The 21129-nt window shown below is 64.4% G+C and carries 22 protein-coding genes; 4 read left to right on the top strand and 18 right to left on the bottom strand.

Going from position 1 to position 21129, the window contains the following annotated elements:
- Window positions 1–536: 536 nt before the first annotated feature.
- From AC07X5_RS30620 to AC07X5_RS30535, 18 genes are all read right to left on the bottom strand, one after another.
- Window positions 537–1151 carry an Rv1289 family protein gene (locus AC07X5_RS30620; RefSeq protein ID WP_494773223.1) on the bottom strand — a complete coding sequence of 205 codons (615 nt, stop codon included), beginning with the start codon at window positions 1149–1151 and terminating at the stop codon, window positions 537–539.
- Window positions 1152–1168: 17 nt separating this feature from the next.
- On the bottom strand, window positions 1169–1912 hold the full coding sequence (locus AC07X5_RS30615; RefSeq protein ID WP_494773225.1) for a DNA adenine methylase: 744 nt from the start codon (window positions 1910–1912) through the stop codon (window positions 1169–1171).
- A complete protein-coding gene (locus tag AC07X5_RS30610) occupies window positions 1812–2123 on the bottom strand; it encodes a Com family DNA-binding transcriptional regulator (protein ID WP_494773222.1) in 312 nt (103 codons plus the stop codon). Before AC07X5_RS30610 ends, AC07X5_RS30615 begins: the two co-directional genes overlap by 101 nt.
- A gap of 124 nt (window positions 2124–2247) precedes the next feature.
- Entirely contained in the window at window positions 2248–2697 is a 450-nt protein-coding gene (locus AC07X5_RS30605; protein ID WP_494773221.1) for a hypothetical protein, read from the bottom strand.
- Complete coding sequence (locus tag AC07X5_RS30600; protein ID WP_494773220.1) at window positions 2694–3131, bottom strand: hypothetical protein; 438 nt, start codon at window positions 3129–3131, stop codon at window positions 2694–2696. The genes AC07X5_RS30605 and AC07X5_RS30600 overlap by 4 nt, the downstream gene beginning before the upstream one ends.
- A gap of 13 nt (window positions 3132–3144) precedes the next feature.
- Complete coding sequence (locus AC07X5_RS30595) at window positions 3145–4377, bottom strand: hypothetical protein (RefSeq protein ID WP_494773219.1); 1233 nt, start codon at window positions 4375–4377, stop codon at window positions 3145–3147.
- Window positions 4377–5393, bottom strand: coding sequence for a hypothetical protein (locus tag AC07X5_RS30590; RefSeq protein ID WP_494773218.1), 1017 nt, complete (start codon window positions 5391–5393; stop codon window positions 4377–4379). The genes AC07X5_RS30595 and AC07X5_RS30590 overlap by 1 nt, the downstream gene beginning before the upstream one ends.
- Window positions 5390–6289, bottom strand: a complete 900-nt coding sequence (locus tag AC07X5_RS30585) for a hypothetical protein (protein WP_494773217.1) — start codon at window positions 6287–6289, stop codon at window positions 5390–5392. The genes AC07X5_RS30590 and AC07X5_RS30585 overlap by 4 nt, the downstream gene beginning before the upstream one ends.
- On the bottom strand, window positions 6286–12900 hold the full coding sequence (locus AC07X5_RS30580; RefSeq protein WP_494773216.1) for a coiled-coil domain-containing protein: 6615 nt from the start codon (window positions 12898–12900) through the stop codon (window positions 6286–6288). Before AC07X5_RS30580 ends, AC07X5_RS30585 begins: the two co-directional genes overlap by 4 nt.
- 171 nt (window positions 12901–13071) lie before the next feature.
- Window positions 13072–13377 carry a DUF1799 domain-containing protein gene (locus AC07X5_RS30575; protein ID WP_494773215.1) on the bottom strand — a complete coding sequence of 102 codons (306 nt, stop codon included), beginning with the start codon at window positions 13375–13377 and terminating at the stop codon, window positions 13072–13074.
- A gap of 32 nt (window positions 13378–13409) precedes the next feature.
- Entirely contained in the window at window positions 13410–13817 is a 408-nt protein-coding gene (locus tag AC07X5_RS30570) for a hypothetical protein (RefSeq protein ID WP_494773214.1), read from the bottom strand.
- 80 nt (window positions 13818–13897) lie between these two features.
- Window positions 13898–14824, bottom strand: a complete 927-nt coding sequence (locus AC07X5_RS30565; protein ID WP_494773213.1) for a phage tail tube protein — start codon at window positions 14822–14824, stop codon at window positions 13898–13900.
- Between the two features lie 37 nt (window positions 14825–14861).
- A complete protein-coding gene (locus AC07X5_RS30560) occupies window positions 14862–15056 on the bottom strand; it encodes a hypothetical protein (RefSeq protein ID WP_494773212.1) in 195 nt (64 codons plus the stop codon).
- A 134-nt stretch (window positions 15057–15190) separates the two neighbouring features.
- Window positions 15191–15670 (bottom strand): hypothetical protein, encoded by a 480-nt coding sequence (locus tag AC07X5_RS30555; RefSeq protein WP_494773211.1) that lies wholly within the window; start codon window positions 15668–15670, stop codon window positions 15191–15193.
- Window positions 15667–16164, bottom strand: a complete 498-nt coding sequence (locus AC07X5_RS30550; protein WP_494773224.1) for a hypothetical protein — start codon at window positions 16162–16164, stop codon at window positions 15667–15669. The genes AC07X5_RS30555 and AC07X5_RS30550 overlap by 4 nt, the downstream gene beginning before the upstream one ends.
- 5 nt (window positions 16165–16169) lie before the next feature.
- On the bottom strand, window positions 16170–16859 hold the full coding sequence (locus tag AC07X5_RS30545; protein ID WP_494773210.1) for a hypothetical protein: 690 nt from the start codon (window positions 16857–16859) through the stop codon (window positions 16170–16172).
- A 184-nt stretch (window positions 16860–17043) separates the two neighbouring features.
- The gene (locus tag AC07X5_RS30540) at window positions 17044–19506 is read right to left on the bottom strand and encodes a phage major capsid protein (RefSeq protein ID WP_494773209.1); all 2463 of its coding nucleotides are present in this window, start codon (window positions 19504–19506) and stop codon (window positions 17044–17046) included.
- 7 nt (window positions 19507–19513) lie between these two features.
- Complete coding sequence (locus tag AC07X5_RS30535) at window positions 19514–19744, bottom strand: hypothetical protein (protein WP_494773208.1); 231 nt, start codon at window positions 19742–19744, stop codon at window positions 19514–19516.
- Between the two features lie 174 nt (window positions 19745–19918).
- Between AC07X5_RS30535 and AC07X5_RS30530 the strand changes: the two genes are divergently transcribed.
- From AC07X5_RS30530 to AC07X5_RS30515, 4 genes are read left to right on the top strand one after another with little or no spacing between them, the layout of a single operon-like run.
- On the top strand, window positions 19919–20287 hold the full coding sequence (locus AC07X5_RS30530) for a hypothetical protein (RefSeq protein ID WP_494773207.1): 369 nt from the start codon (window positions 19919–19921) through the stop codon (window positions 20285–20287).
- Window positions 20288–20332: 45 nt separating this feature from the next.
- The gene (locus tag AC07X5_RS30525) at window positions 20333–20614 is read left to right on the top strand and encodes a hypothetical protein (RefSeq protein WP_494773206.1); all 282 of its coding nucleotides are present in this window, start codon (window positions 20333–20335) and stop codon (window positions 20612–20614) included.
- A complete protein-coding gene (locus AC07X5_RS30520) occupies window positions 20611–20898 on the top strand; it encodes a hypothetical protein (RefSeq protein WP_494773205.1) in 288 nt (95 codons plus the stop codon). Before AC07X5_RS30525 ends, AC07X5_RS30520 begins: the two co-directional genes overlap by 4 nt.
- Window positions 20895–21110, top strand: a complete 216-nt coding sequence (locus tag AC07X5_RS30515) for a helix-turn-helix domain-containing protein (RefSeq protein WP_494773204.1) — start codon at window positions 20895–20897, stop codon at window positions 21108–21110. The genes AC07X5_RS30520 and AC07X5_RS30515 overlap by 4 nt, the downstream gene beginning before the upstream one ends.
- The last annotated feature ends 19 nt before the right edge of the window (window positions 21111–21129 follow it).

Here is a 21129-nt window from a genome sequence, read left to right as displayed (position 1 = left end):
AATTGCGCGCCGACCTCTTTGGCACCGATTTACGCAGGCTTTGGCACTAATTGCCGCTCGCTTTGGCACGATTTTGCTTAAAGTCGGGCATGCTTAAAGCACGTCCGCTGGTTCTGTTGATTGCCTTGGTCGGCAGCGTCTGTGCTGTTCCAGAGGCAGTCGCTAAAGGCCATTGCAACGGAAACTGCATGGGAAGCGGCATTGCAATTGCTGTCCTCCTACCTCTCCCATTCTTTGCGGCTTACCTGTGGCGTTTGCGTGAGGACAGCCTTTCGCTCGGCAGATTGGTTGGATACACCGTGGCAAGCGGGCTTATGGCTTTCATCGTAGGGGCCATTGGCATGCATCTCGGGCTTGAGCACCCTGGTGCATGGGCTTTAATGGTCGTGGTGTTCTATGGTTCCTTCGCTTACCTAGCGCAGCCATCACGCCATCAGCCTGCTCGTACACGACCCCGAAGGCGTAGAAGGCGCTAGAAGCTCACCTCCGCCGCACCTCCCAACCCGGCCTATTGTCCAGCTCGCGCACGCTGAGTGCTAAAAGCGAGCGGTCACCGGCCCGGGTGGCGGATCACTCGCAACGATCCAGTGAAACAAGTCTGCCTTTCCCCACCAGTCGTTTATACGCATCTCCATTCGCTTCCGGCCGTAGCTCAAGTAGTCCTCGTCCAGGGTTTTCTGATCATGATTCTCAGGAGCTAGGACTGCAACAGCTAGCAGGCCAAAAATTGTGCGGTCGCTAAGCTGAACAGTTTCCGTTTTGTCCATGAAGCGAAAAGATGTCTTGGTGCTATCAGTCGCTGCATCTGGGAGTAACTCAAAGCCTCCAGGCAACTCGGCTCCATGCCCATGGGTGCATCGGTGGATCTTGTAGATGATGTCAGCCGTATCTACGATGCCGCCAGCACCACTACCTTTCACACCTTTCACCCCCCAGCTAGTGCCAACCATGTCGAGACCGGGCTGCGCCATTGGGCCGAAGATCGCATAGTGATCCCGTATCAGCGTTTTGAAGCGCTCTCCAACAAGCATCTTGGGATATCTCTTGGCAGCGGTCCCATCTATTGCGTTACATGCATGAAGCATCGCGGACTGGATTTCGCCGTCGCACCAGTCCCTGATCGCCAACCGTACAGAATCTCCAACGTTCATAGGCACCTCCCACGCAATTATCGGAAGTTTGTGACCAGCACCTCGGCCGCCTCGGCCTTCTTGGTGGCCGCCACGCTGTATCGCGTCTTGACCGACTCGATGCGGAAATCCCCGAAGGTCTCCCGCACCCCTGGCGTGTCATTGAGGCTCAAGATGAATTTGCCCTTCACCGCCCCCAAGAGGGCCGCCAAACGCCCGAAGTCGTCCCGGCTGAACACCCCCTCGCCATAGTCGCTCTCGCAGTCCCAGTAAGGCGGGTCCAAGTAGAACAGCGTGCCTGGCTTGTCGAACCGCTGCACCACCTGGTCATAGGGCCTGCACTCGATGAAGACCCGCGCCAGGCGCAGATGCGCCTCGCTCAAATCCTCCTCGATCCGCAGCAGGTTCAGGCGGGGTTGCGCCGTGGCCGCGATACCAAAGGTGGGCCGCACGATCCTTGCCCCGAAGCTCGCCTTGGCAAGGTAGAAGAACCTCGCCGCCCGCTGTATGTCCGTCAGCGTGTCAGCCGGCGTCTTGAGGAAGCGGTCGAACTCATCACGCGCCACCAGCATCCAGCGGAACTGGGCCACCAGCTCGGCTAGGTGGAACTTGACGCACCGGTATAGGTTGGTCAGGTCCGAGTTGATGTCGTTGATGATTTCGACCTTGCTTTCCGGCTTTTTAAAGAGCACCCAGGCCGCGCCTGCGAACACCTCGCAGTAGGTCTGGTGAACCGGCATCCGCTCGATGATCCGGTCGGCCAGGCGGCTCTTGCCGCCCAGCCATGCGAGAGGGCTTTTGAGTTGAGTCATCTTTGTCCTGTTGGGTTGATGACGCTCGGCGGCGCTCTGGCATTTTGAGGCTCTCGCCGCTGCGATCAGCGACCCCGGCCCTCCAGTGGTTCAGGCACCCGCAGCGCGGGCACTTGATCTCTACGGTTCCCTCGGCACGTGCCAGCAACTTGCCGCACTTGCCACATCTCACGTCTTGCATCTGGCATCACCTAGAATCGCCCCGCCTAGCTAGGTGGCAGGGTCTTTGGTTGATGCCGTCTCACTCACGGCGGAGACGGGTGGCGGGGGTGTTCCAGCACCCCCATCACTCGCCCTGTCTTTTTTTATTTCTGGCCCTCCTGCCCCCCTTGCGGGTACATGCTCAGCAGCATCGCGGCGTACCCATTGGGTCCAAGTCGCCACGGCTGCAAATGACCGCAGGCAGCGCCCAGGGCCTCATTGCAAAACCAGTCTTTGGCCGACTCGCGCACCATCCAGAAGACGAACCGCAGGTTGCCCAGCAGGTCATACCCCTCGCCCTTGTGCTGCTCAAACCACGCGCGGGCCTGCGCCTCCAGGTGCTCGGGCAGCTCGATAAAGTCCCAGCGCGCCGGGTCATAGGCAATGACCTTGAGGCGCACGCCGCCATCGACCCAAGAGGCGCTGCCGCTCATGCCGTCCGCAAAGATCAGCTCGCAGTGGCTGTAGGGGCCGCGATCCACCCAGCGCACCAGGCGGCTGTAAATGCCCTGCAAACCCGGGCGGGTGCCCTTGTAAAAAGCGGCGCGCATCACAGGGGCCTTTCGTGAAGTGCCACGGGCGTGTCCAGGATCACCAGCGCACGACCATCCGCCAACACGCCCAGGTCTTCGAGCTGCTGCACACCGGCCCGTGTGTCGGCGCGCGCCAGGTCGATCCAGCTCGCCGAGGCCACGTCGGCCAGGTACACGCGCAGCGCGGCCTGCTGCTGGCGCTGGGGCATGGTGCCCGAGGGGTTGTCGATGGATGCCAGATCTATGCCGACCTTTTCAGCCTGGGTGAACCGATTCCGAAAGGCCAGCTTGGTGATGCGGGTGCTCGGCACCAGCACCACCAGGCCGTCCTGGATCGTGTATTCCGACATGCGGGCTGCATCGAAGTCCTCGGGTGCCGGCGCCCACTGGTCCGGGCCGATGTATTCGTCGGTGGCGGTGCCGATGATGGACGCGCCGTTGTGCACGATTTTCATGGGTCGAGGCCTCTCAGTAGTTGGTGTAGATACCGCCAGGCGTGCCCGTCAACACGATCATGTCGTTGACCAGGTGCACGCGGTTGCTGCCGTTGAACGGCACTGCCAGCATCCGAAAGCTCGCGAGCCCGTCCGCGCTGTATCCCATCGCGGTGCTCGACCCACCACCCACCGCCAGCAGGAGACCTGCCACAGCCTGCACGCAGTACGCGTAGCTCATGCCCGCAGGGGCGGACGCAACCAGCGACCAGGTCACGCCATTGAGTGAGCGGTAGTAGTTGCTGCCGACCGAAATGTAGAAGTAGCCATTGGCAAAGGTCAGCGAATTGACGCTGATGGCCGCAGGCGTCACGCTCGTCCACACGGCGGCCGTAATGTCTGGGGCTCGCCACAGTGACAAGCTGCCGTTGTCCACCGTGCCGCCCCACAGCCATGCGCCGTTTCCGTACGCCAACTGCCAGCGCTTGTAAGTGGAAGTGCCGCCGCCCACGGATGCAGACCAGGCAGTGCCGTTGGACGAGTACACCACCTTCCAGACCGTTGCCGTCGAGTCGTAGCAGGCAAAGGCCACTTTGTTGTCACCGCTGATCAGAACGCGGTACCGCTGCGCGCTGCCATCCCCTACTGCGTCGGCCGCAATGGCAAGCGGATTGGCGCGCTGCGTCCAATTGATCCCGTCCGGCGATGTCAGGATGTTGCCGCTAGAGTTGACCGCGATGAACAGGCCGAAGGCAAAGGTCACATCCAGGATGTTGAGGGCGCCGCCCAGTGGGTTGACGCGCTGCGTCCACGTGATCAGGTCGGTTGACGAGTAGATGACAGCGCCATTGCCCACGGCCACATAGATGCCGGCGCCGTAGGCCACCCCGTTGAACACCACCGCTGCGGGGCCGCGCAGGGTCCAAGGGTACTGCTCGATCCAGCGGCGATTGCCCGCTGCAGCCAGGGTGACGGCCCGCATGGCATTGCGGTTGGCGGCCAGCGCAGCCGAGGCGATGGGACTCGCCGCGAACTCATCGGCACCCACCCGGGCGCCAGCCATGATCCCCACGGCCAGGGGGCTGCCAGCAACCGCTGCAGCGGCTATGGCGTTGTCGGCCAGGCGGCGGGCCTGGCCGCGCAGGGTCATCAGGCCCCCCAGCTCGCCCTTGCGGGCGTTGTCGGCCAGCAGCGCTTCCAGCGCGGTGGCATCGGTGGTGCCGGCCTCAAGCGAATTTGCGAGGCGGATTGCGCGAACGATGGACATCAGGTCAGCTCCTTGAGAACGGTGAATCGCCAGGTGCCGGCGACATTGGTGGTGAGGGCGGTCGAACCATGGCTGTTGCCGATCACGATGGAGACCGTGTCCAAGGCAGGCACGAAGCCATAGAACGTGCCCCAGGCCTGCAGCGCACCAGGCGGCGTGACGATGACGCGATCACCTGGCAATGCACCCGCTGCGGGGGCCGTCAGCGTGGCCGAGGTCACTGCGTTGATGCTGGTGAGGGACGAGAGCACTGAACCGTTGATCGAACCCACGTTGCACTGGTCCAGCACCGGTTGCAGCCAACCGTTGACCACATCCAGGTTGGCGGCCACCAACAGCCAGCGCCCGGTGGCTGTCGCAAAGCAGGTCTCGTCGTCGTCCAGCTCGGTGGAGCCAGCGGCATGGAGAAACATGCCCAGCCCGTCCACCATCGCCGCACCGCCTGGCATGGCCGACACACCACGCAGCGAGCTGCGGTTGTCGTAGGTGATCCGCACGAAAGCACCAGGCGGCGGCGCGATGCTGATGGTCCAGTCGCTGTAGGTCCCTGCTGCCGTTGGCTCGCCCAGAGCGAAGGTCATCACGCCCGTGCCCGGCACGAAGTTGGTGATGATGGCGGGCGCCTGCACCAGCGGATTGGAGGTGCGGGCGACCGTGATGTTTTGCCCCTTGGCAAACAGCTTGCCCATCTGGTCGAGCGTGATGGTCGCTGTGCCTGCAGCAAGCACCAAGTTGCTGGAGCTGGTTGCCCAGGTGCCGGGCGCGTTGATGGCGCTCGATGCCCAATCCTGCGCGATCACGGCGGCGGCGAGTGCATCATCCCGCGCCTGCAGGGATATGACCTTGTCGGCAGCAACCGAGATCACACCATCGTTGAAGGCCGTCACATTGGCATTCCACGCAAGGACGACGGCAGGCAGGGCGGCAAACGTGGCGTCCGAGTCCGCGTTGAAGGTGGTGGGCCGGGTCACGCTGTTGGGCGGCGTCGGCAGTGTGGGAATAACGGTGATGGTCATGCAAAACCTTCGATTTCAATGGAGCACTTCGAGCGCTTGGCATTCGGGATAACCACGCCGAAGTCTCTGTAAACACCGAACACCTGGGTTGCTTCGAACAGGTCCGAGGCGATCCAGGCGACCGGCACGCTGCGGTACTTGGTCAGCTCGCGCTTGAGCGCGTCGATCTCGCTGTTGAGCAGATCAACGGTCAGTGACATGCGGTCGGCCCAGGCGCCCTCCAGCACGGTGGGTGCGCCCCATTTGTCAACGCTCTTGATGCCGAAGTCCTTGATGCCCACGCTGGCCCCGAACTCGGTGCGGCCGAATTGGCGCATCAGCCCTGCCACGCACATGCCGCAAGCCGCAGTGCCACCGGGCTTGGAGATGGTGATTTCGATCTGCGCGCCGGCACCCACGGGTAGGCCAGAGAAGAGCACCTTCTGCCGCACCTCGAAGGGCTCAAACCGGTACTCGTACATGTTGCTCACGGCGCGCGCATGGATCATCTCCACGGTCTTGTCGTAAGGACTGCCCAGCACGCGCAGCCGCGTCGTCGCAGCATCCACGCCCATCAGCAGCACCGCATCCACATATGACTGTGGCTGCAGCACCACCACGATCTGCTCGGCCGCACTGGTCACTGTGCCCAGGCTGGTGTCAAACATCGCATGCCGGTTCACGGGACCAAGGTCGAGCCACCAGTCAGGGCTGGTCGATGGCGGCTTACCGGTGTTGGCCGCCTGGCGGCTGCGGTAGCGGCGCTTGCCCTCATACACCTCGACGGAAACCGCATAGGTCGAACCTGCAAGCCACAGGGCTGGGTCAGGATCAACACCAGGGCCAACCACAGGCAAGGGCACGCTGCTGCTGATAAGAACCGCATCGGAGACATCAATCGGTCGAAGAATTCTCATGATGCGATCACCAGAGGTAGGTCTTTAATGGGCTTGACGCCCACGCCACGGTCGGCGATTTCTTGGGTTGCCTTGGCCCCTTGGTACGCATGCACGGCCCCCGCCTCGGTGTTGGCTGCCACGGTCGCCAGCAGCGCCTGCAGGGCCTCTATGGCCGCCACGATGGCCCCTGTGCCCATGCCGGCCGCCGACACGCCCAGCTTGCCGTTGATGTTGGCAAGCGGCAGGATGCCCTCCGAACCCGCCTCGCCCATCTGGCCCATGTCGAAGTACGTGGGCCGGTGCACGACCCCGCCGCCCACGAAGGCACCGCCCGTTGCGAACTTGCCAGCCAGAGGCGGCAGTCCCGCCTGCTGGCCCCAGTCGCGCACCTGGTCGGGCGTCACGTCGTAGCCGGCCTTGACGATGGCTGCAGCCAGTTGCTCCGCTGTCATTCCAACGTTCACCGCCCCTTGGTAGATGCTGCTGATATCGCCCGCGCTGGCCCGATCCTTGATGTAGTCCACACCGCCCGAAACCTGCTCGCTGGTGTAGCCCGACAGGGCGCCGTTGCCCGCACCCGCACCAGCGCTCGGCGCGGCGCTTCCGGCCAGGGGCCGCAGGCCGTTTCGCACGCCAAAGGCCTTGATGTCCTCGGCAGAGATCGTGCTCCAGCCTGCTGCTGCGCCAAGCCCCAGGAGCTGCTCCACCGTCAAGCCCGCCGCGAGGGCGCCTTCGTAGACTCCGCGCATATCGCCCGTGGCCGCTTTCTGCTTGATGAAGGTCACGCCCGCCTCCACCTGGCGGGTGCTGAAACCGCTCAGCGCGCCTCCCGTGGCTGCTGCGACCGCCTGGTTGGCCGTCTGGCTCTTGTACAGCGAGCCGGACAGGGCGTTGACAGCGTCGCGCACGCTTATCACGCTGGTGTCCACGCCGGCCACCGCATCGATGTTTTCGCGCCAAATCTTGAGCGTTGCGTCCAGCGCGGCAATGTCCTGCTGGTACTGCTTGTCCAGCGCCTTCGCGCTGGCCTCGGTGGCCTTGAGGGTGAGGTCAGCCACGCTGAGCTGGTCGCCGGCATGGCCTGTCAGCTGGCGGATCAGATCGGCCGACTCGTCCTGAGCCTTGGCGTAGTCCGAGAAGCGGCCATAGAGCTGGTCGCTCGGCTTGGCAACCGTCTGCAAGGCATCTTCCAGGCCTTTGATGGAGTCCACGCGCACGCCGCTCTTGACCTGTGTCAGAGCATCGCGCAGCGCGGCATCGGCCGCAGCACGGCGGGCGCGATTAAGTTCGTCGCTCTCCACCACCACGCTCTTGATGGCGTTTTTCAGCGTGTTGAAGATTTCGGTGATCTTGCTCACCGACTCGCGCGCCGCTTCCGACTGCGCCGCCAGGCCCTCTTTCGCCGTCGCAAGGCGGTCGGCCAGCGCCTTTTTCTCGGCGTCGACCGAGCGGACCAACACGTTGTAGTCGCTGTCCACCTTGGCCTTGGCCGACTCAGCTGCCGTCTTGACGTCTTCAAGGTTGTAAATCATCTGCTGCAGAGCGCGATTGGCTGGGTCAATGCTCTCCAGCTCACGGCGGCGCAGCTCGGCCGTTGCCCCAATAGCAGAGAGCCACGTCTGCTCCATGCCCTTGCGCTCATCCGATATCCGCCGCTCATCCTGCAGCAACTGCAGGCGGTCAAACAGGTCACGGTTGCTGGCGTCGACGGTGAGGCGCTCCTTGGCGATCAGCTCAGTGCGCGACATCGTCAGATCGTCGATCTGGTCCTGCAGGCCCTTGCGCTCATCGGCGATTCGCTTGGCCGCGTCGGCCGCGTCGTTGTTCGCGGCTGTCGATTCCTTGACCGCTTCCGTGTTGGCCTTGATCGAGGTGGTCGATGCCACGTACTGCGGCTGGTAGCCCGCGCCCTGTGCCCCCGTGGAGACCGTACTGGAGAGGGTGGTGCGCAGCTCCCCAAGTGCCTCCTGAAACTCCTTGTTGTTCCAGATTTCTTTAAAGGCTGCAGCCTGCTGCTTGACCCTTTCAAGGGTCGTCGCCGTGGTCATCGCAGAGATGGCCTCGCTCGTGGTCGCGCCTGTCAGCATCGCGTCGATGAATGGCGTCACCATCCCGCTGGTCACTGCGTTGGTCACCTGGTTGGAGAAGTTGCCCAGCAGCGCGTTCTCGATGCCACCCACGATGGAGTTTGCGAAATTCTCGCCGGCCGCCTCGGCGTCACCAGCGACCAAGTCCTCCCGGAGCTTCGCCGACAACTGCTCCGTGCTCGTGCCCAAGGTCTTCAGCAGCTTTTCTGGATATTCACCGATGTCCGTCACCAGCTTGGCGAACACCTCCGCAGTGTTGTCGCCCGCCGTATTGGCCGCGCTGACCATGCGGTTGACCCAGGCCGGCAGCTCGCTGCTCACGGCCTTGAGCGCAGCGATGGAGTCTGCCGCCACCGCGTTCTGGTACTGTTTAAATCCTTCCTCGCCATCCGCGAACACGCGCGGCGCCCACCTCTCGGTGCGCGACCTCTCCCAGTTGACCAGGGCGTCTTCAACAGTCGCGTCCAGCTTCTTGATGATCAGCTGACCCCAGGCTCCATCCTTGCTCTCGTCATCAGCGTAGCCCGTCATCACCGCCAACGGCGTCTTGCTCGTGCCGGTCGCAAGAATGGAGTTCAGGCCCCGTTGCGTGCCCGTGGCGATGCTGTTGACCTTGGTCAGCGTGTCCTTGTCGACATAGCTGGAAAACCCGATTGGGTCTTTGTCGTTCGGATTGATGGCTGCGGTCAGAATCGGGTCGGAGTAAACCGCGCCACCGCTGTGAGGCGTTGGCTTTTTGCTCAGAGCACTGCCGACCACCATCACCGCTGCGGCGATCCAGCCCCACACGGGGATAGCGGACAGGGCTGATGTCAACGAACCCATAACCCCGGTCGCGGCCCCCGCCGCCACACCGCCCTCAACGGCTGCTGCAACGCCTGGAATCATCCCTGCCGCTTCCGCCGCAGCAATTCCGGCCGTAGACGCCTCCAGAGTGCCAGCAGCCATTGCCACGCCAGTGCCGGCCTCTGCCGCCAGGTTCATGGCGATTGCCGCATCAGCAGCCGATGCGCTCAGGCCAGTAGCCGCCGTGCTGACACCCGCCCAGGCACCATTGGCCGAAATCAGCGCGCCCAGTGCGTCGCCCCCCGCCATGCCGACTGCATTGGCGTAGCCAAGCGACAGTGCCGAGGCGCCAGCGGTGCCACCAGTCAGCGCTTGCGAGGCGGCTCCATAGACGGTGTTCAGAGAGTTTGCGTTGCTCGCCAGGCCCAGCAGCGAGGTACCTGACCCACCGCCCGATCCGCCACCAAGCAGCGATGCCAGGGTTGCGGTCACGCTTGCCGACACCTTCATGACGATGGGCTGCAGGAACATCTTGTAGATCTCGTTCGCGACCTGGGTCTTGAACGTGGTCACAACGGACTGGCCCATCGCCTTGAAGGCGCCCTTGCCGTTGTTCACGATGTTCGCAAAGCCTGTGCGGAAGATGTCGTCCATCTGGTCCGCTGTCTTCCTGGCTTCTGCCAGGTTGACTTTCGTCGCGGCGCCCGCACTCGCACGCATCGCCGCCTCTGTCGCCTGCGCCTTGAGTTTGGCCGCGCCCTGGGCATCGTTCGGGTTGTTGGCGTCGATCAGGTCCAGCTGCTGCTTGAGCGAGATAGCGATGCGGTACTGCTCCAGTGCAATCTCTCGGTCCCGCTGCGACAGGCCCGCAAGGCTCTGCTCATACATCACCGCCCGGTTCGCGTCGTCAATGGATTTGACGTACTCGGCGACCCCACGCGCGGCGTCGTTGTAGCCCGCAGTGTTGAAGTTCTCGCGCATGGCCTTGGCCTGGTCGCGCAGCGCATCGCTTGTGCGCTTGCTCAGGTCGATGCCATCTGCCACCACGGCCTGGCGCTCCAGCTCGGCCGCTGCGTCCTCTACCCGCGCCGCGCGCAGCTCACCCAGGGCCGCGCCTGTCTTGCCGATCTCCAACTGATCCAGCTTGGCATTGCGCAGCTTGTCCTGGGCCTGGGTGGCAAGGTTGCGCTCTGCGGTCGCGCGCTTGTCCAACGCGTCCAGGTGCTTCTCGTCGGCCTCACGCACCTGGCGCGCCGTTTCGGCTTCCAGGTTGGTCCGCTTCTGGGCAATCTCCTGCAGCTCGCCCTGCAGCTTGGCCTGTTCCTTGGCAGAGTCCTTCTTGCCGGCCACCAGGGCCAGCTCGGTGCGGATAGCCGCCTCCTTACTGTTGAGGTCTGCCATGCGCAGCGCGGCGCCGCGCTCGATGGCGTCGTACTCGCCCACCAGGTCTTGCTTGCGCAGAGCATCCAGTTCGGCCAGGCCGTTGGCGGTCACCTCGGCTTCACGCTTGTAGCCGGCCTTCACCGCCTCGATCTGGGCTTCGATGGATTGATTGCGGGCCGACACGCCCCCGGCGCCGATTTCCTTCAGCTTCTTGTCGCGTTCGTCGGCGAGGGCCTTCTCGACCTGGAGCTGCTCGGCCTGCGCCGCCTTGAGTACTGCGGGGTCAGCGTTGCTGCTCTTGAGGCCTGCCTCGTACTGCGCAAACGCCTGACGCGAAGCGGTGAGCTTGGTCTCGTATTCCTGCTGCGCCGCGCTTGTGGTCTTGATGCCGTCGAGCACCTTGCGCCATGCCTGTTCCTGGCCCTGCAGGGTCAGTGTCATGTTCTGACCAGTGGATGCCCCTTTGTCAAACTCGGCCTGCTTGGCGTTGACCGTCTGCATTGTCCCGGCGAGCGAGGCGTACTGCTTGAGCAGCGTTTGCAGCAGCGCAACGCGCGCAGCCTCGGGCAGGGGCGCGCCCCCATCTGGTCCCTTGTTGGCCTGCAGGTTGCTGATCTGTGCCTGCAATGCCCCAAGCTTGTCAGCAGCTTCACCACCTTGCTTTGCCAGATCGCCAAGGCCAGCAGCCTGGAGCCCGTTGCGCTCCTGCAGCTTCTGAATCTGCTTGTTCAGGTCCGCAACAATCTCTGCAGTGCTGCGAGCAACAGCGCTCTGCACCTGGGTCTGCGCGTTGGCCCCAGAGCTGCCCCAGAGCTGCCAGGCCGTCACGCCAAGTGTGAGCGCCGTTGTAACTATGCCTATGGGGCCGCCCAGGAAGCCCACGGCGCCCCCCAACGCACGCGAGGCAATGGCAGCAGCGCCCGCAGACGCTGACGCGGCTGTATTGGCCGCCTGCAGGGTTGCGGCGGATGTCGCTGCCGCATTGGTCGCGGCAGTCTGCGCGGCTGTCGCCGCAGCCATGGCGGTGGTCACCCGGGCTTGCTGTTGTCCCAGCAGTGCCAGCTCGTTCAGTAGCGCCGCGTGCCGAGCCTGGGCAACTGCAAGCGCGTTGGTTCCGTCGCGCAGCGCGGCGATGGCAAAGCTCTGGGCACCCGCAGCCCGAGCGGCAACGATCTGCGCTTCGGTCTGCGCTATGGTGGCGCGCGTTGCTTCCAGCTTTGCCACCACCTCGGCGCGCGACAGCACGATGGCTTCGCGTGTGGTGTTGAGGGTTGCGATCTGCGCTGCCTGTGCAGCCACCTCGGCCTGTGCCGACGCCGCCTTGGCCTGCAGCTCCGACAGCAGTGCAGCCACCTTCTGCCGAGAAGTCAGCATCACCTCTGTATTGGTGGCGGATTCCGCCGCAGCCTGCACGCTCGCCAGGCGCGATGCCTGCGCCAGCTCGATCTTGGCTGCAACGGCGGCGGCAATATCGGTGACCACGCCGCCCAGCCTGATGCCCGCCCAGGCGGCGCCGAGCGCTACAGCGGCCTCGCGGTTCTCCCAGATGATCCCCACCCATTCACGCCCCGTCTGCACCGCGCTCACGGTGGCATTGGCGACGCCCCGGATGTCGTCCACCAGCCCCTGGTTGAGCGAGACATTGCCGGCCTGGTCAATCGTCGTAAAGAGCTTGCTGACCTCGCCCAGTGCTTGCTTGCTGGCCTGAAAGATGGGGTCCAGGCCCTCGGCTGCTACACGCGTAGCGCCTTCCTTGAGCTGCTCGAATTTGCCCTTGAAGGTCTCATCAAAGGCTTCGCTTGACGCCTTGAAGCCCTGCAGGCGGTCCATGAGGAACTTGAACAGTCCCTCGCTCGATGCCCTGGCCTTGGCAATGTCCGCATCCTTGAGGCCCAGCGCCGTCGCCAGCGTGGAGCCCGAAGCGGTGATGCCGCCCTGCACAAGGTCGCGCAGCTCCTGCACCACCTGTGCGCCGGCCAGGCCCATGCTCTTGACCGCGTTGGTGCCAACCACGGTGAGCTGACGGATCTCGTCCAGCGTCATGCGCGCACCAAGCCCGGGCGCCATGAGTGCTTGGAAAACGCCTACCAGCTCCTGACTAGTGGCGGCGGTGCGTAGCGCGTCGTCGTTGAGCTTGCGGATGTACTGGTTGCCGATCTGCAGCGCCTGGTTGAAGTCGGTCTGCTTGCCGTTGATGGCAGTCATCGACCCCAGGATGCCGGCCATCCCAAGCCGGGTGGTCTCCATCTCGCTGGAGTACCCAAACGCAGCCTTGGGCAGTGCCTTGATGGCCTCGGTGATCGCGTTGAAACCACCGGCCACCACCTGTAGGCCGGCAGCGCCCTTGACGATGCTGCCAATGGACAGGTCCATCTGCTGCAGGCCGCGCGAGGTGCGTGCTGCGGCCTGCTCCGCGCTGCTGGCGACACGGTCGAACTCGCGGCCGATCTTGGGCAGCTCGGCCTGCGCCGATTGCCCGTCGATCACCAGCTTGATGCCGATCTGCCGTACCGCGCCTGCCATGTTGTGTGCCTGTCCTTGCGTCTACTTGTTGCGAATCTTCAGAGCCTCTTGCTCCATCACCTGCAGCTGATCCAGCACCACCAGGTGGCGGTCCTCATCGCGCACCACCTTGCGCAGCACCATGTCCACGCCCTGGTAGTCCAATCCTGTCCACAGGGCACCACCCATGCCCACTACCAATTTCCATTGGCTCTGCACGCGCAGAAAGACCATCCATGCATCCCAATGGTCCGGCCACAGCTCGAAGTCCTCTGGCTCTTCGAGCTGGTCCTGCGGCGGCACGAGCTGGTCGATGTCGATGCCCAGGCCCTCTGCCTCCCTGCGCATCTCCTCATCGACCACGTCGTCGGCGGCGCCGTCTAGTCCGTAGTGGTGCTGGACTGCGCCGCGAAGTTTTTTGCGGCCTCCTCGGCCAGCACCGCCGCCGTGCGCTGGTTGATCGCCACCGCATCAAAAAACGCGATGGCCATCGATTGCTCGAAACCGGGGTACTCCGCTTCCGTCGCCTTGCGCTCGGCGATGCTGTAGGGCACTTCTTGCGCATCAGCGTCCTTGAGTCCGTGCCAGCCCTTCACCACCTCATCCAGCAAGCCCGCGTTGGACAGTTCGCCCTTCTCATAGCGCTCGTTCAGGGCCTTGAGTTCGTCCCCGCTCAAGACCTTGAAGTCGATGGTGAAGCGCCAGGCGTCGAATCCAGCGCCAGCGGGCGCGTAGTAGGTTGCGGGGCGCGTGAAGATTGGGTGACTGCGAGCAAAAACGACGGCCATGAGAGGCTCCTTTAAAAGTTGAAGTGAGAGAGGGAGAAAGAAAGGCGCACCAGGTGCGCCTGGTCAAACGGCGGGGGCCGTCAGATCACGATGGACCACTCGTCATTGCCGGCGTCTGTAGGCACGAACTTGAGCGGCAGCGTGGTGGTGTGGATGCCGTTGGAGTCACCGTAGGTGGGCTTGCCGATCTCGGCCTGGGCCGAGGTGATGGTGATCGTGTTGGTCGCACCTTGGCCGTGCTTGATGACTAGCGGCACCTGGGCGCGCACACGGGCCATCTCCACCCAGTTCTTCGTGGCGATGCTGTTGGTCCGGAAGGTGATGGAGCCGGTCGACACGCGGTCGGTGATGTCCACGCTGTCCACGTTCATCAGGTCTTCCTTGGTGACCGTGTTTGCCACGTCGAAAGAAAAGCTGTACGCGGCCAGCGTGATGCTGTCCAGCGTGGCGGTGGTGTTGGTCTTGTTGACCGGCAACGCCTTCAGGAACTTCGCGTAAACGGCGGCGGGCGGCGGGGCATCAGTGAGCGGCACGAAGGCACCCATGATGTCGAACTGCCACGATGGCACGGCCTTGGCCGCGATATCAACCTTGACGTTCCCACGCACGCCCGTGGACTTGTGCAGGATGCCGTCGATGTTGCAGTAGATCGTGCCCGACTCGGGGTTGTTGGTCACCGGGTCGAAGGTGTGGCTTACGCCAACGTCTTCCGTCATGGCGATGGAGCACATGCGCAGCAGGGCCGCCACGCCAGGTTCATCGCCTGCAGCGGCCACGCCGCTGAAAGGCACCTTGAAAGACATGCTCATGTACTGCGTGACCTGGGTGGTCTCGCCCGCGCCGAAGTGCGCCTGCATGTACTGGGTAGACACCTCATCGCCTTCCAGCGGCTGGATGGTGCCGTCGAAGATGCGCACCGCATTCAATGCGCCCGTGGGCGTGGGGTCGGTGCCGTATACCGTCTCGATCTTCGCGAGCAGGCTGGTCAGTCGTGTTTTCTTTGCCATTTCAATCTCCGGTGTGTTGCGTCAGTGGGCGGTCTGGTCAGGCCGGCTCTGCCTGGGCGCTTTCGTCGCCCTTGTCGCCAGCCTTCTCAGCTGGCTCGGCTTCGTCCTCGGCCTTCGTGCGGTGCACCAGCTGGCGCACGCCATTCAAGCGGCGGTAGTGGCCGCCATGGCCTTGGTGTTTGTCGGCCCCGGTGGGTTGGGCGCCCGCCGTTGCCGCTTCGGCAGAAACCACGGTTCCGGCTCCAGCTCCAGATCCAGTTGCACTGGCGCCGGCCTGCGCCGTGGCCGCTTCTGCTGTCGCGTTCGCCGTGGACGTTTGGGCCGCAAGGGCAGTGGTCGGGCTGGCATTGGTCGTGCCTTTCTTGGTCATAGGTCGCTCCAGGTCTTGAGTTGCAAAAGCACGCTGTGGCACAGCGCCCCAGCGAACATCACGGGTCCAGCGTCCAGCACCTGCACACCGTCCGTCTCTTCTTCGGGTGGCGGCTCGCACACGCCGCCCAGCGAGAGGTCATCGCGCACCACAGCGCGAAAGCTCTCCACCAGCTCATCGAGCACCAGCTCGGACGCATCGGCGTCGGCGAATGCCATGTAGCCGCGCACCTGCCATATGAAGACGTTGGTGCTGGTGCCCGGGCCGTACACGTCGATGCGCTCCTCGGTCTCCACGCGCCGAATCCACCAGCCACGGATCTGTGGCTTGCCACCAGCGGGCGTGTACAGGTACAGCGCCGCGAACTTGCCGTTGTCGGTGGCATACCGCTCGCGGTCGTGCACCACGCCCATGCCGGGCACGGATGCCAGCGCCGCCACAATGGCCGCGCGGTGGGCCTGCAGTACGCTGCTCATGCCCCACCCCCAGCACCGGCCAGATTGGCTGCTATGCGGCCTGCAGCGTCTTCCAGCATGCGCAGCACCTGGCCCTCGGTTGCGATGGCCACCTTTTCGAAATTGCGCTGCGGCTTGGTGCCCTTGCGGGCGATCTTGCGAGCCACCAGAAAGGCCACGCTGCGGGCGCGCTTGGGCTCAACGCCCAGGCGGGCCTGCACCCATGGCACCAAGGCCTCAATGGGTGGCATGTGCGGCTTGGTGCCCAGCTCCAGGAACATGGCGGTTGGCTGCGAGCTGCCCACCACGCCGATCACGCCCACGGGGCTGCTGAAAGCATCGCTGCTCACGCTGGCCGCCGTCATGCCCGTCACGCGCGGCATGCCGTCCTTGACCTCGCGCTCCATCAGCAACGTGGCCTCGGTGGTGGCCCCCAGCAGCTCGCGCTGCGTCATCGCGGGCGCCTGGTCAAAGCCACGGCGCAGTGCGTCCAGCCCGGCAAAGCTCAGGTGCATCCGGGTCACAGCACACCTCGCGTCAGACTGCCGCGCGTGCGGCCAGGCCAGCTCACCACGGCGGCGGCGGTTGCCCCGGTGCCTGCGGGCGTGGTGCCTTTGGCAAATGGGTCGGCCTGGTCCGTGCCCACGTAGTACGCCGTGCGGTATTCCTTGGCGCGGGCCGAGTACTCACGCGCCCGCGTTTCGGCCTGGGTGACATCGGCGCCAATGGCCGTCTCACGCTGGCCGCTGTACCGCGTGGCGAGCTGGGCGCACAGCAGGCTGGCCGCGAGCTGGGCCACCGCCAAGCGGTGCTTGAGCGGTATGGTGTCGGCGGGGGTAGGTGCCGCCTGCAGGAGGTGCGGCGAGCCATAAGTCACGCGCACCACGTCGCCGGCATCCATCGGCTCCACAGACGCCAGGCGCTGCCCGCCCGGGCCTTGGTACACCGCCAGCTCGATCAGCGCGGGCGGCTGCTGGCCCACAGGGTGCTCGGCCTGGCGCACGTAGGCACCATCGATCCAGTCGGCCGGCATCGGGCCGTCATAGCCCGGGTCCGTCCACACCACATCCTCCACCACCACCCGCTCCAGGTCAGTGCCATAGCGCAGCACCGCGTTGCCAATGGCGCGGTCGCGCACCTCGGGCGTGATGTTGGCGGCCTGGTCGGGCACCATGTCATCTACGAGCTGTTGATAGTCGGCCAGGGCCATGGGTCGGGTCTGCTTTAAAGGTTGGTTGGGTCGGTTGCGGCTGGGTTCGCAAAGGCTTCGCACGGTGCCTTTGCGAGCCCACCTCTTGCGAGGGGGCCGGGTGCATTTCCATCTCTCAATCCGTCGAGGCTCACCACACCCCCGCGCCGGTCACGGCGCGCACTTCGCGCTGCTACGAGTTGGGTTACGCGACCACCGCCTTGGTGGTGCCTTTTTCGCCGTCGACCAGCACGGCCCCGCCGTACACGTGGCGAATCTTGTAGGTCAGCTTGTCGTTCGAGAACATGGAGCCCGAGTTGGGCTGGTCCTGCACGAACAGCTCGGGGTCTTCGCGCCCGTCGAGGAAGCCGATTTCCAGCACCGGCAGCACCGTGGGGCTGGCCACCGTGCACCAGTCGTTGGCGTCGGTCCAGTAGCTCACCGGTATCACCTCGGGGTTGATCGACTGCACGAACGTCTTGTCCAGGTTCTGGTTGCGCACGAACAGGTTGAAGGCAGTCTCTTCCAGCTCGTAGGGCACGAGGATGGAGGCGGGACCGGTGGCAAGGCGCTTGGCGCTGCCCGCGCGGGTCTGCTTGAGCATCGCCAGGCGGTGGGTCGCATACTCGGCCGCGCTCAAAGCTGCGGTGAGCAGGTTGCCGTGATCCACGTGATACAGCGCCTTGGCGTCGTGGATCAGGCCGTTGACGCGGAAGAAGTCGAACACGAACTCGTACAGCGTGTTCTTTGCCGCCAAGGCCAGCTCGGTGGGAATGCGGCGCAGCGCTTGCACGTCATCGTTCTTGATGGCTTCCAGCGTCACCTCTTCGGTGCCGCCGCGCTTTGTCACTGCGTAGGTGGCCTTGTCGTCACCGGGCGAGCTGAGCGCGCCGTAGGCCGCGCCCTGCGCCACGGCGGGCAGGTTCCCATAGCCGCCGATGCGCACGCGCTCCTGCGTGCGAAAGTCGCTCACCGGCCCCCAGGTTGCCACCTTCTTCCAGGTGTCCAGGTTGGTCAAGCCGGTGTAGACGGCCTGCATGCGGCGGGTGATGCTGTCGCCCAGCGCCTCCGACCAGGTGGTGCTGTTCACGGCCTCGCGCATCACGCCCAGGCTTTCAGCCATGCGCGACAGGTCGCAGTCACGCACCATGCCGGTCACGCGCTTGTCGCCCGTGATCTCGATGTAGCACTCGCGCAGCGACTGCACGTTGCGGTGCTCCTTGTGGGACGGGTCAAAGAACGCCGTCAGCATCTCGCCGATCTTGACGGAGCGGTCTTCCACGCTGATGCCGCCGAAATCGGGAACGCGCACCGCGCCGCTTTCGGTGAAGCGGCCGATGTACACGCCCTCGGCCTTGATGGCTTCGTCCACGGCGGCTTCTGTCAGGCGCTCGGCCGGGGCGGTGTTGATCTGCACCAGCAGGCGATCTTTGGCCGCCTGGGGCAGCTTGCTGGCGCCGATGCGGGCGGCAGCGCCCTGGCGGGCCGCGAACACGGCCAGGTCGGCGCGTGTCAGTGGCGCGTTGTCGCCCACGGCTTCGGTGATGCGCGTGGTGCTGGGGTCCGCAGGCACCAGCGGGCCGCACACGGACTCATGCAGATTGACCACCTCATCGTCGGTGATCGTGTCCACGTTGATCGTGGCGTGCTTGGCTGGGTCTTTGGCCTTCACGGCTTCCAGCATGCGTTGCTTCCAGAGAGGCATTGCGTTTCCTTCGGTGGTGGTGGGTAGTTGGTCGGCGGCGGCTTCGGTCAGACGATCCAGGCCGCCACCAGCGCCCGGCTCGACAATCAGGTCAACGGAATGCACCCGCGTGAACTTCACGGCCTCGCGCAGGGTCTCGTTACCGGCCTTGCGCTTCTTGGTGCGGGCGTCCGCGTCGATGGAAAGACCCAGCAGCCCCTGCATGCCGCGCTTAACGGCCTCTGTCATCTTGGTGACTGCTGCGTCGGTCGGGTCCAGGGCTTTGAAGGTGCCCACGAGCGCTCCGGTGTCGGGCGCCGCACCCTCGACGAAGCGCACGCCGTAGATGCCCCCGATCAGGTTGCGCACGTCCTTGCCCTTGCCTGCGGAGTGCTCCGCGTCGCTCTTGGCGAACACGCGCACACCATCGAACAGGGGCACGGCCTCGCGCAGCGCGGTGTCGGGGTAGTAGGCCTTGTTGATGCTGCGTCCGGCCTTGATCAGCGTGACTTCGATGGACCCATCGGCAGCCTCGCGGAAGGCCACGGCATCGGCGGCGCCTTGCTCGACAGCGTTCACGGCCTCGCGCACGGTGGTCACCGCTGCGCCAGGCGCAGCCTTTGTCGCGGCCGGCGTCTGGATTACCGGCACATACGACTCGACCACTTCAATGGGCGCCGCCAGCACGAGCTGCTCGGTCCCGGCCACGGCCTTGAACGAATAGCCGTACTGGTAGTGCTTGCCGTCGATCTCGATGACAGCACGGTCGGCGTAGATGGCCGAGAGGCTGATGTACCGGCGCTGCTCGGGCAACCGGCCGCTGTTGATCTGCTCGGAGATCGCGGCGCGCACCACGTCCATGAGCTGGCGGAAGTCACGCTCGGGCGTGGCCGCAGCCTCGCGCATGGCGCCTTCCACCTCCATCGTGGTGCGCAGCCCGCCCGCAGCAGCGAGCGCGGCAACCAATGGTGCGAATTTCGGCATGGTCCGCTTACTCAGCCGCGTCGGTGAGCTTCTGGCCGTCGATGGTCACCACGACCACGTGCGTGCCGTAGTCCTGGAACGACAGCACTTCTTCGGCTTCAACAGCCACCTTCTTGCTGCGAGGCACCTTGGCGCCTTCCTTGCCGTCGACCAGCTCGGTCACGGTCCGCTTGACGCGCTTGGCGGCCTCGGCCGCAGTCATTTGCTTGGCTTCGGCGGCGGGGTCTTTGGGTTCCATTGCTCACTCCATCAGGTGGGCCGCGACATGCGGCGGTTGCGATGGAGTGACTGTGCCGAGGGGGGCACAAAAAACTAAGGCCAGCATGTGCTGGCCCGAAACTGCGGTGAGGTGCTTTCAGCGTACCACGCTGCCCGAGAGCGAGCAAATTCGGTGCTTTCAAAGTAGCTCAAATTGAGCTACATTGACTCCACGGTGATCGACAGACACCGGCCGACGCATCCGGCTGATGCGCGAAACACGATACGCCACCTGTTGGCGGGGAGATTCAAAATGCAAGTACAGGTCCAAACCAGTGCGCCCGAAATGAGCACTGGCGAACTCATCACCACCCGCAAGGCCGATGGCCTGAGCTGGGTGCTCCTCAGTCTCAAAAGCACGGTGGGCGGTGAGCCGTATTTCATGACGTGCCTCTGCGCCGCTCGCAACGTGCGCCGGGGGCGCAAGCTGGTCAGCTACTACGAGTGGCTCTCTTTTCGCGATATGGGCCGCACGTTCTCCGACCGAGCCGATGCCCTCGCGTACATCGACAGCAAGTGCTGAGAGGCACTCATGTCCACCACATCAATTTTCCCAAGGACCATCCCCATGAGAACCTACGTTGCAATCGATCAGCAAGGCAATCCGCACATCATCGAGCAGGCGGGCGATGACCATCCGCGTGGCTACGCCATCCTCATGGACTCCGTCGGTCCCGTCATCATCGGGACGAAGTCTAGTGCCCAATGGAATGGCAAGTGCAATGTCACCTCTGAAGGCGTCGATGTTGAGAAGTGGCTCTGGAATGCCGTCAAGGGCATCTCTCCTCAACAGGCTTATGCGGCCATCGAGGCAGCGGCCAAGCAGCGCTACAGCGAGCAAGCGGCATGACGACCCAGCGATCCATCAACCAGCAACTTCGCCGGGCCACCACGCTGCAGGCCAAGCGGCAAACCGTGCAGACCTGGGCGGCCGAGTGGCAGGCAGAGCAGCTCGGCCTCATCACCAACATGGAAACCGCGATGCGCGCGGGCGACGGGCATCGGACTGTCACGGCTCTGAGCGGGTTGCGCGCGGGCAGCACCAGGCGCTTCGCCGCGCTGCCCGCCGTGCTCGATGCACTGCTTGCCTACGAGGATGAGACGTCCCCCGCCAAGCCCGAAGAGTCCGCATGATGCCCGCGCAATCACTCCAGGCTTGGCAAGATGCGTTGGGTTACACGCAGCAGCGGGCGGCGGACGCCCTGGGCGTGTCGCTGGCGACTTACAAGCGCTACCTGGTGGGCGAGCTGCCGCAGCTCGTGGCTCTGGCCTGCGCGGCACTGCAGGCAGGCCTGCAGCCCATCGGCAAGGCCCATGCCCCTCATCGGCGTGGCAAAGCGCTGTAGACCCCGAGAGCAGCGGAAA

The organism is Acidovorax sp. GW458-11-26-14-TSB4 (genome assembly GCF_059423865.1).
This window is presented reverse-complemented; position numbering and strand designations above follow the sequence as displayed.

Bases quoted from the DNA above. Each gene is read 5' to 3' on its own strand.
- AC07X5_RS30550 (WP_494773224.1), bottom strand. From the start codon at position 16,164: ATGCACCTGAGCTTTGCCGGGCTGGACGCACTGCGCCGTGGCTTTGAC.
- AC07X5_RS30585 (WP_494773217.1), bottom strand. From the start codon at position 6,289: ATGAGAATTCTTCGACCGATTGATGTCTCCGATGCGGTTCTTATCAGC.
- AC07X5_RS30600 (WP_494773220.1), bottom strand. From the start codon at position 3,131: ATGAAAATCGTGCACAACGGCGCGTCCATCATCGGCACCGCCACCGAC.
- AC07X5_RS30545 (WP_494773210.1), bottom strand. From the start codon at position 16,859: ATGGCCCTGGCCGACTATCAACAGCTCGTAGATGACATGGTGCCCGAC.
- AC07X5_RS30555 (WP_494773211.1), bottom strand. From the start codon at position 15,670: ATGAGCAGCGTACTGCAGGCCCACCGCGCGGCCATTGTGGCGGCGCTG.
- AC07X5_RS30610 (WP_494773222.1), bottom strand. From the start codon at position 2,123: ATGCAAGACGTGAGATGTGGCAAGTGCGGCAAGTTGCTGGCACGTGCC.
- AC07X5_RS30535 (WP_494773208.1), bottom strand. From the start codon at position 19,744: ATGGAACCCAAAGACCCCGCCGCCGAAGCCAAGCAAATGACTGCGGCC.
- AC07X5_RS30570 (WP_494773214.1), bottom strand. From the start codon at position 13,817: ATGGCCGTCGTTTTTGCTCGCAGTCACCCAATCTTCACGCGCCCCGCA.
- AC07X5_RS30595 (WP_494773219.1), bottom strand. From the start codon at position 4,377: ATGTCCATCGTTCGCGCAATCCGCCTCGCAAATTCGCTTGAGGCCGGC.
- AC07X5_RS30580 (WP_494773216.1), bottom strand. From the start codon at position 12,900: ATGGACCTGTCCATTGGCAGCATCGTCAAGGGCGCTGCCGGCCTACAG.
- AC07X5_RS30590 (WP_494773218.1), bottom strand. From the start codon at position 5,393: ATGACCATCACCGTTATTCCCACACTGCCGACGCCGCCCAACAGCGTG.
- AC07X5_RS30515 (WP_494773204.1), top strand. From the start codon at position 20,895: ATGATGCCCGCGCAATCACTCCAGGCTTGGCAAGATGCGTTGGGTTAC.
- AC07X5_RS30520 (WP_494773205.1), top strand. From the start codon at position 20,611: ATGACGACCCAGCGATCCATCAACCAGCAACTTCGCCGGGCCACCACG.
- AC07X5_RS30575 (WP_494773215.1), bottom strand. From the start codon at position 13,377: ATGCGCAGGGAGGCAGAGGGCCTGGGCATCGACATCGACCAGCTCGTG.
- AC07X5_RS30620 (WP_494773223.1), bottom strand. From the start codon at position 1,151: ATGAACGTTGGAGATTCTGTACGGTTGGCGATCAGGGACTGGTGCGAC.
- AC07X5_RS30565 (WP_494773213.1), bottom strand. From the start codon at position 14,824: ATGGCAAAGAAAACACGACTGACCAGCCTGCTCGCGAAGATCGAGACG.
- AC07X5_RS30525 (WP_494773206.1), top strand. From the start codon at position 20,333: ATGAGAACCTACGTTGCAATCGATCAGCAAGGCAATCCGCACATCATC.
- AC07X5_RS30540 (WP_494773209.1), bottom strand. From the start codon at position 19,506: ATGCCGAAATTCGCACCATTGGTTGCCGCGCTCGCTGCTGCGGGCGGG.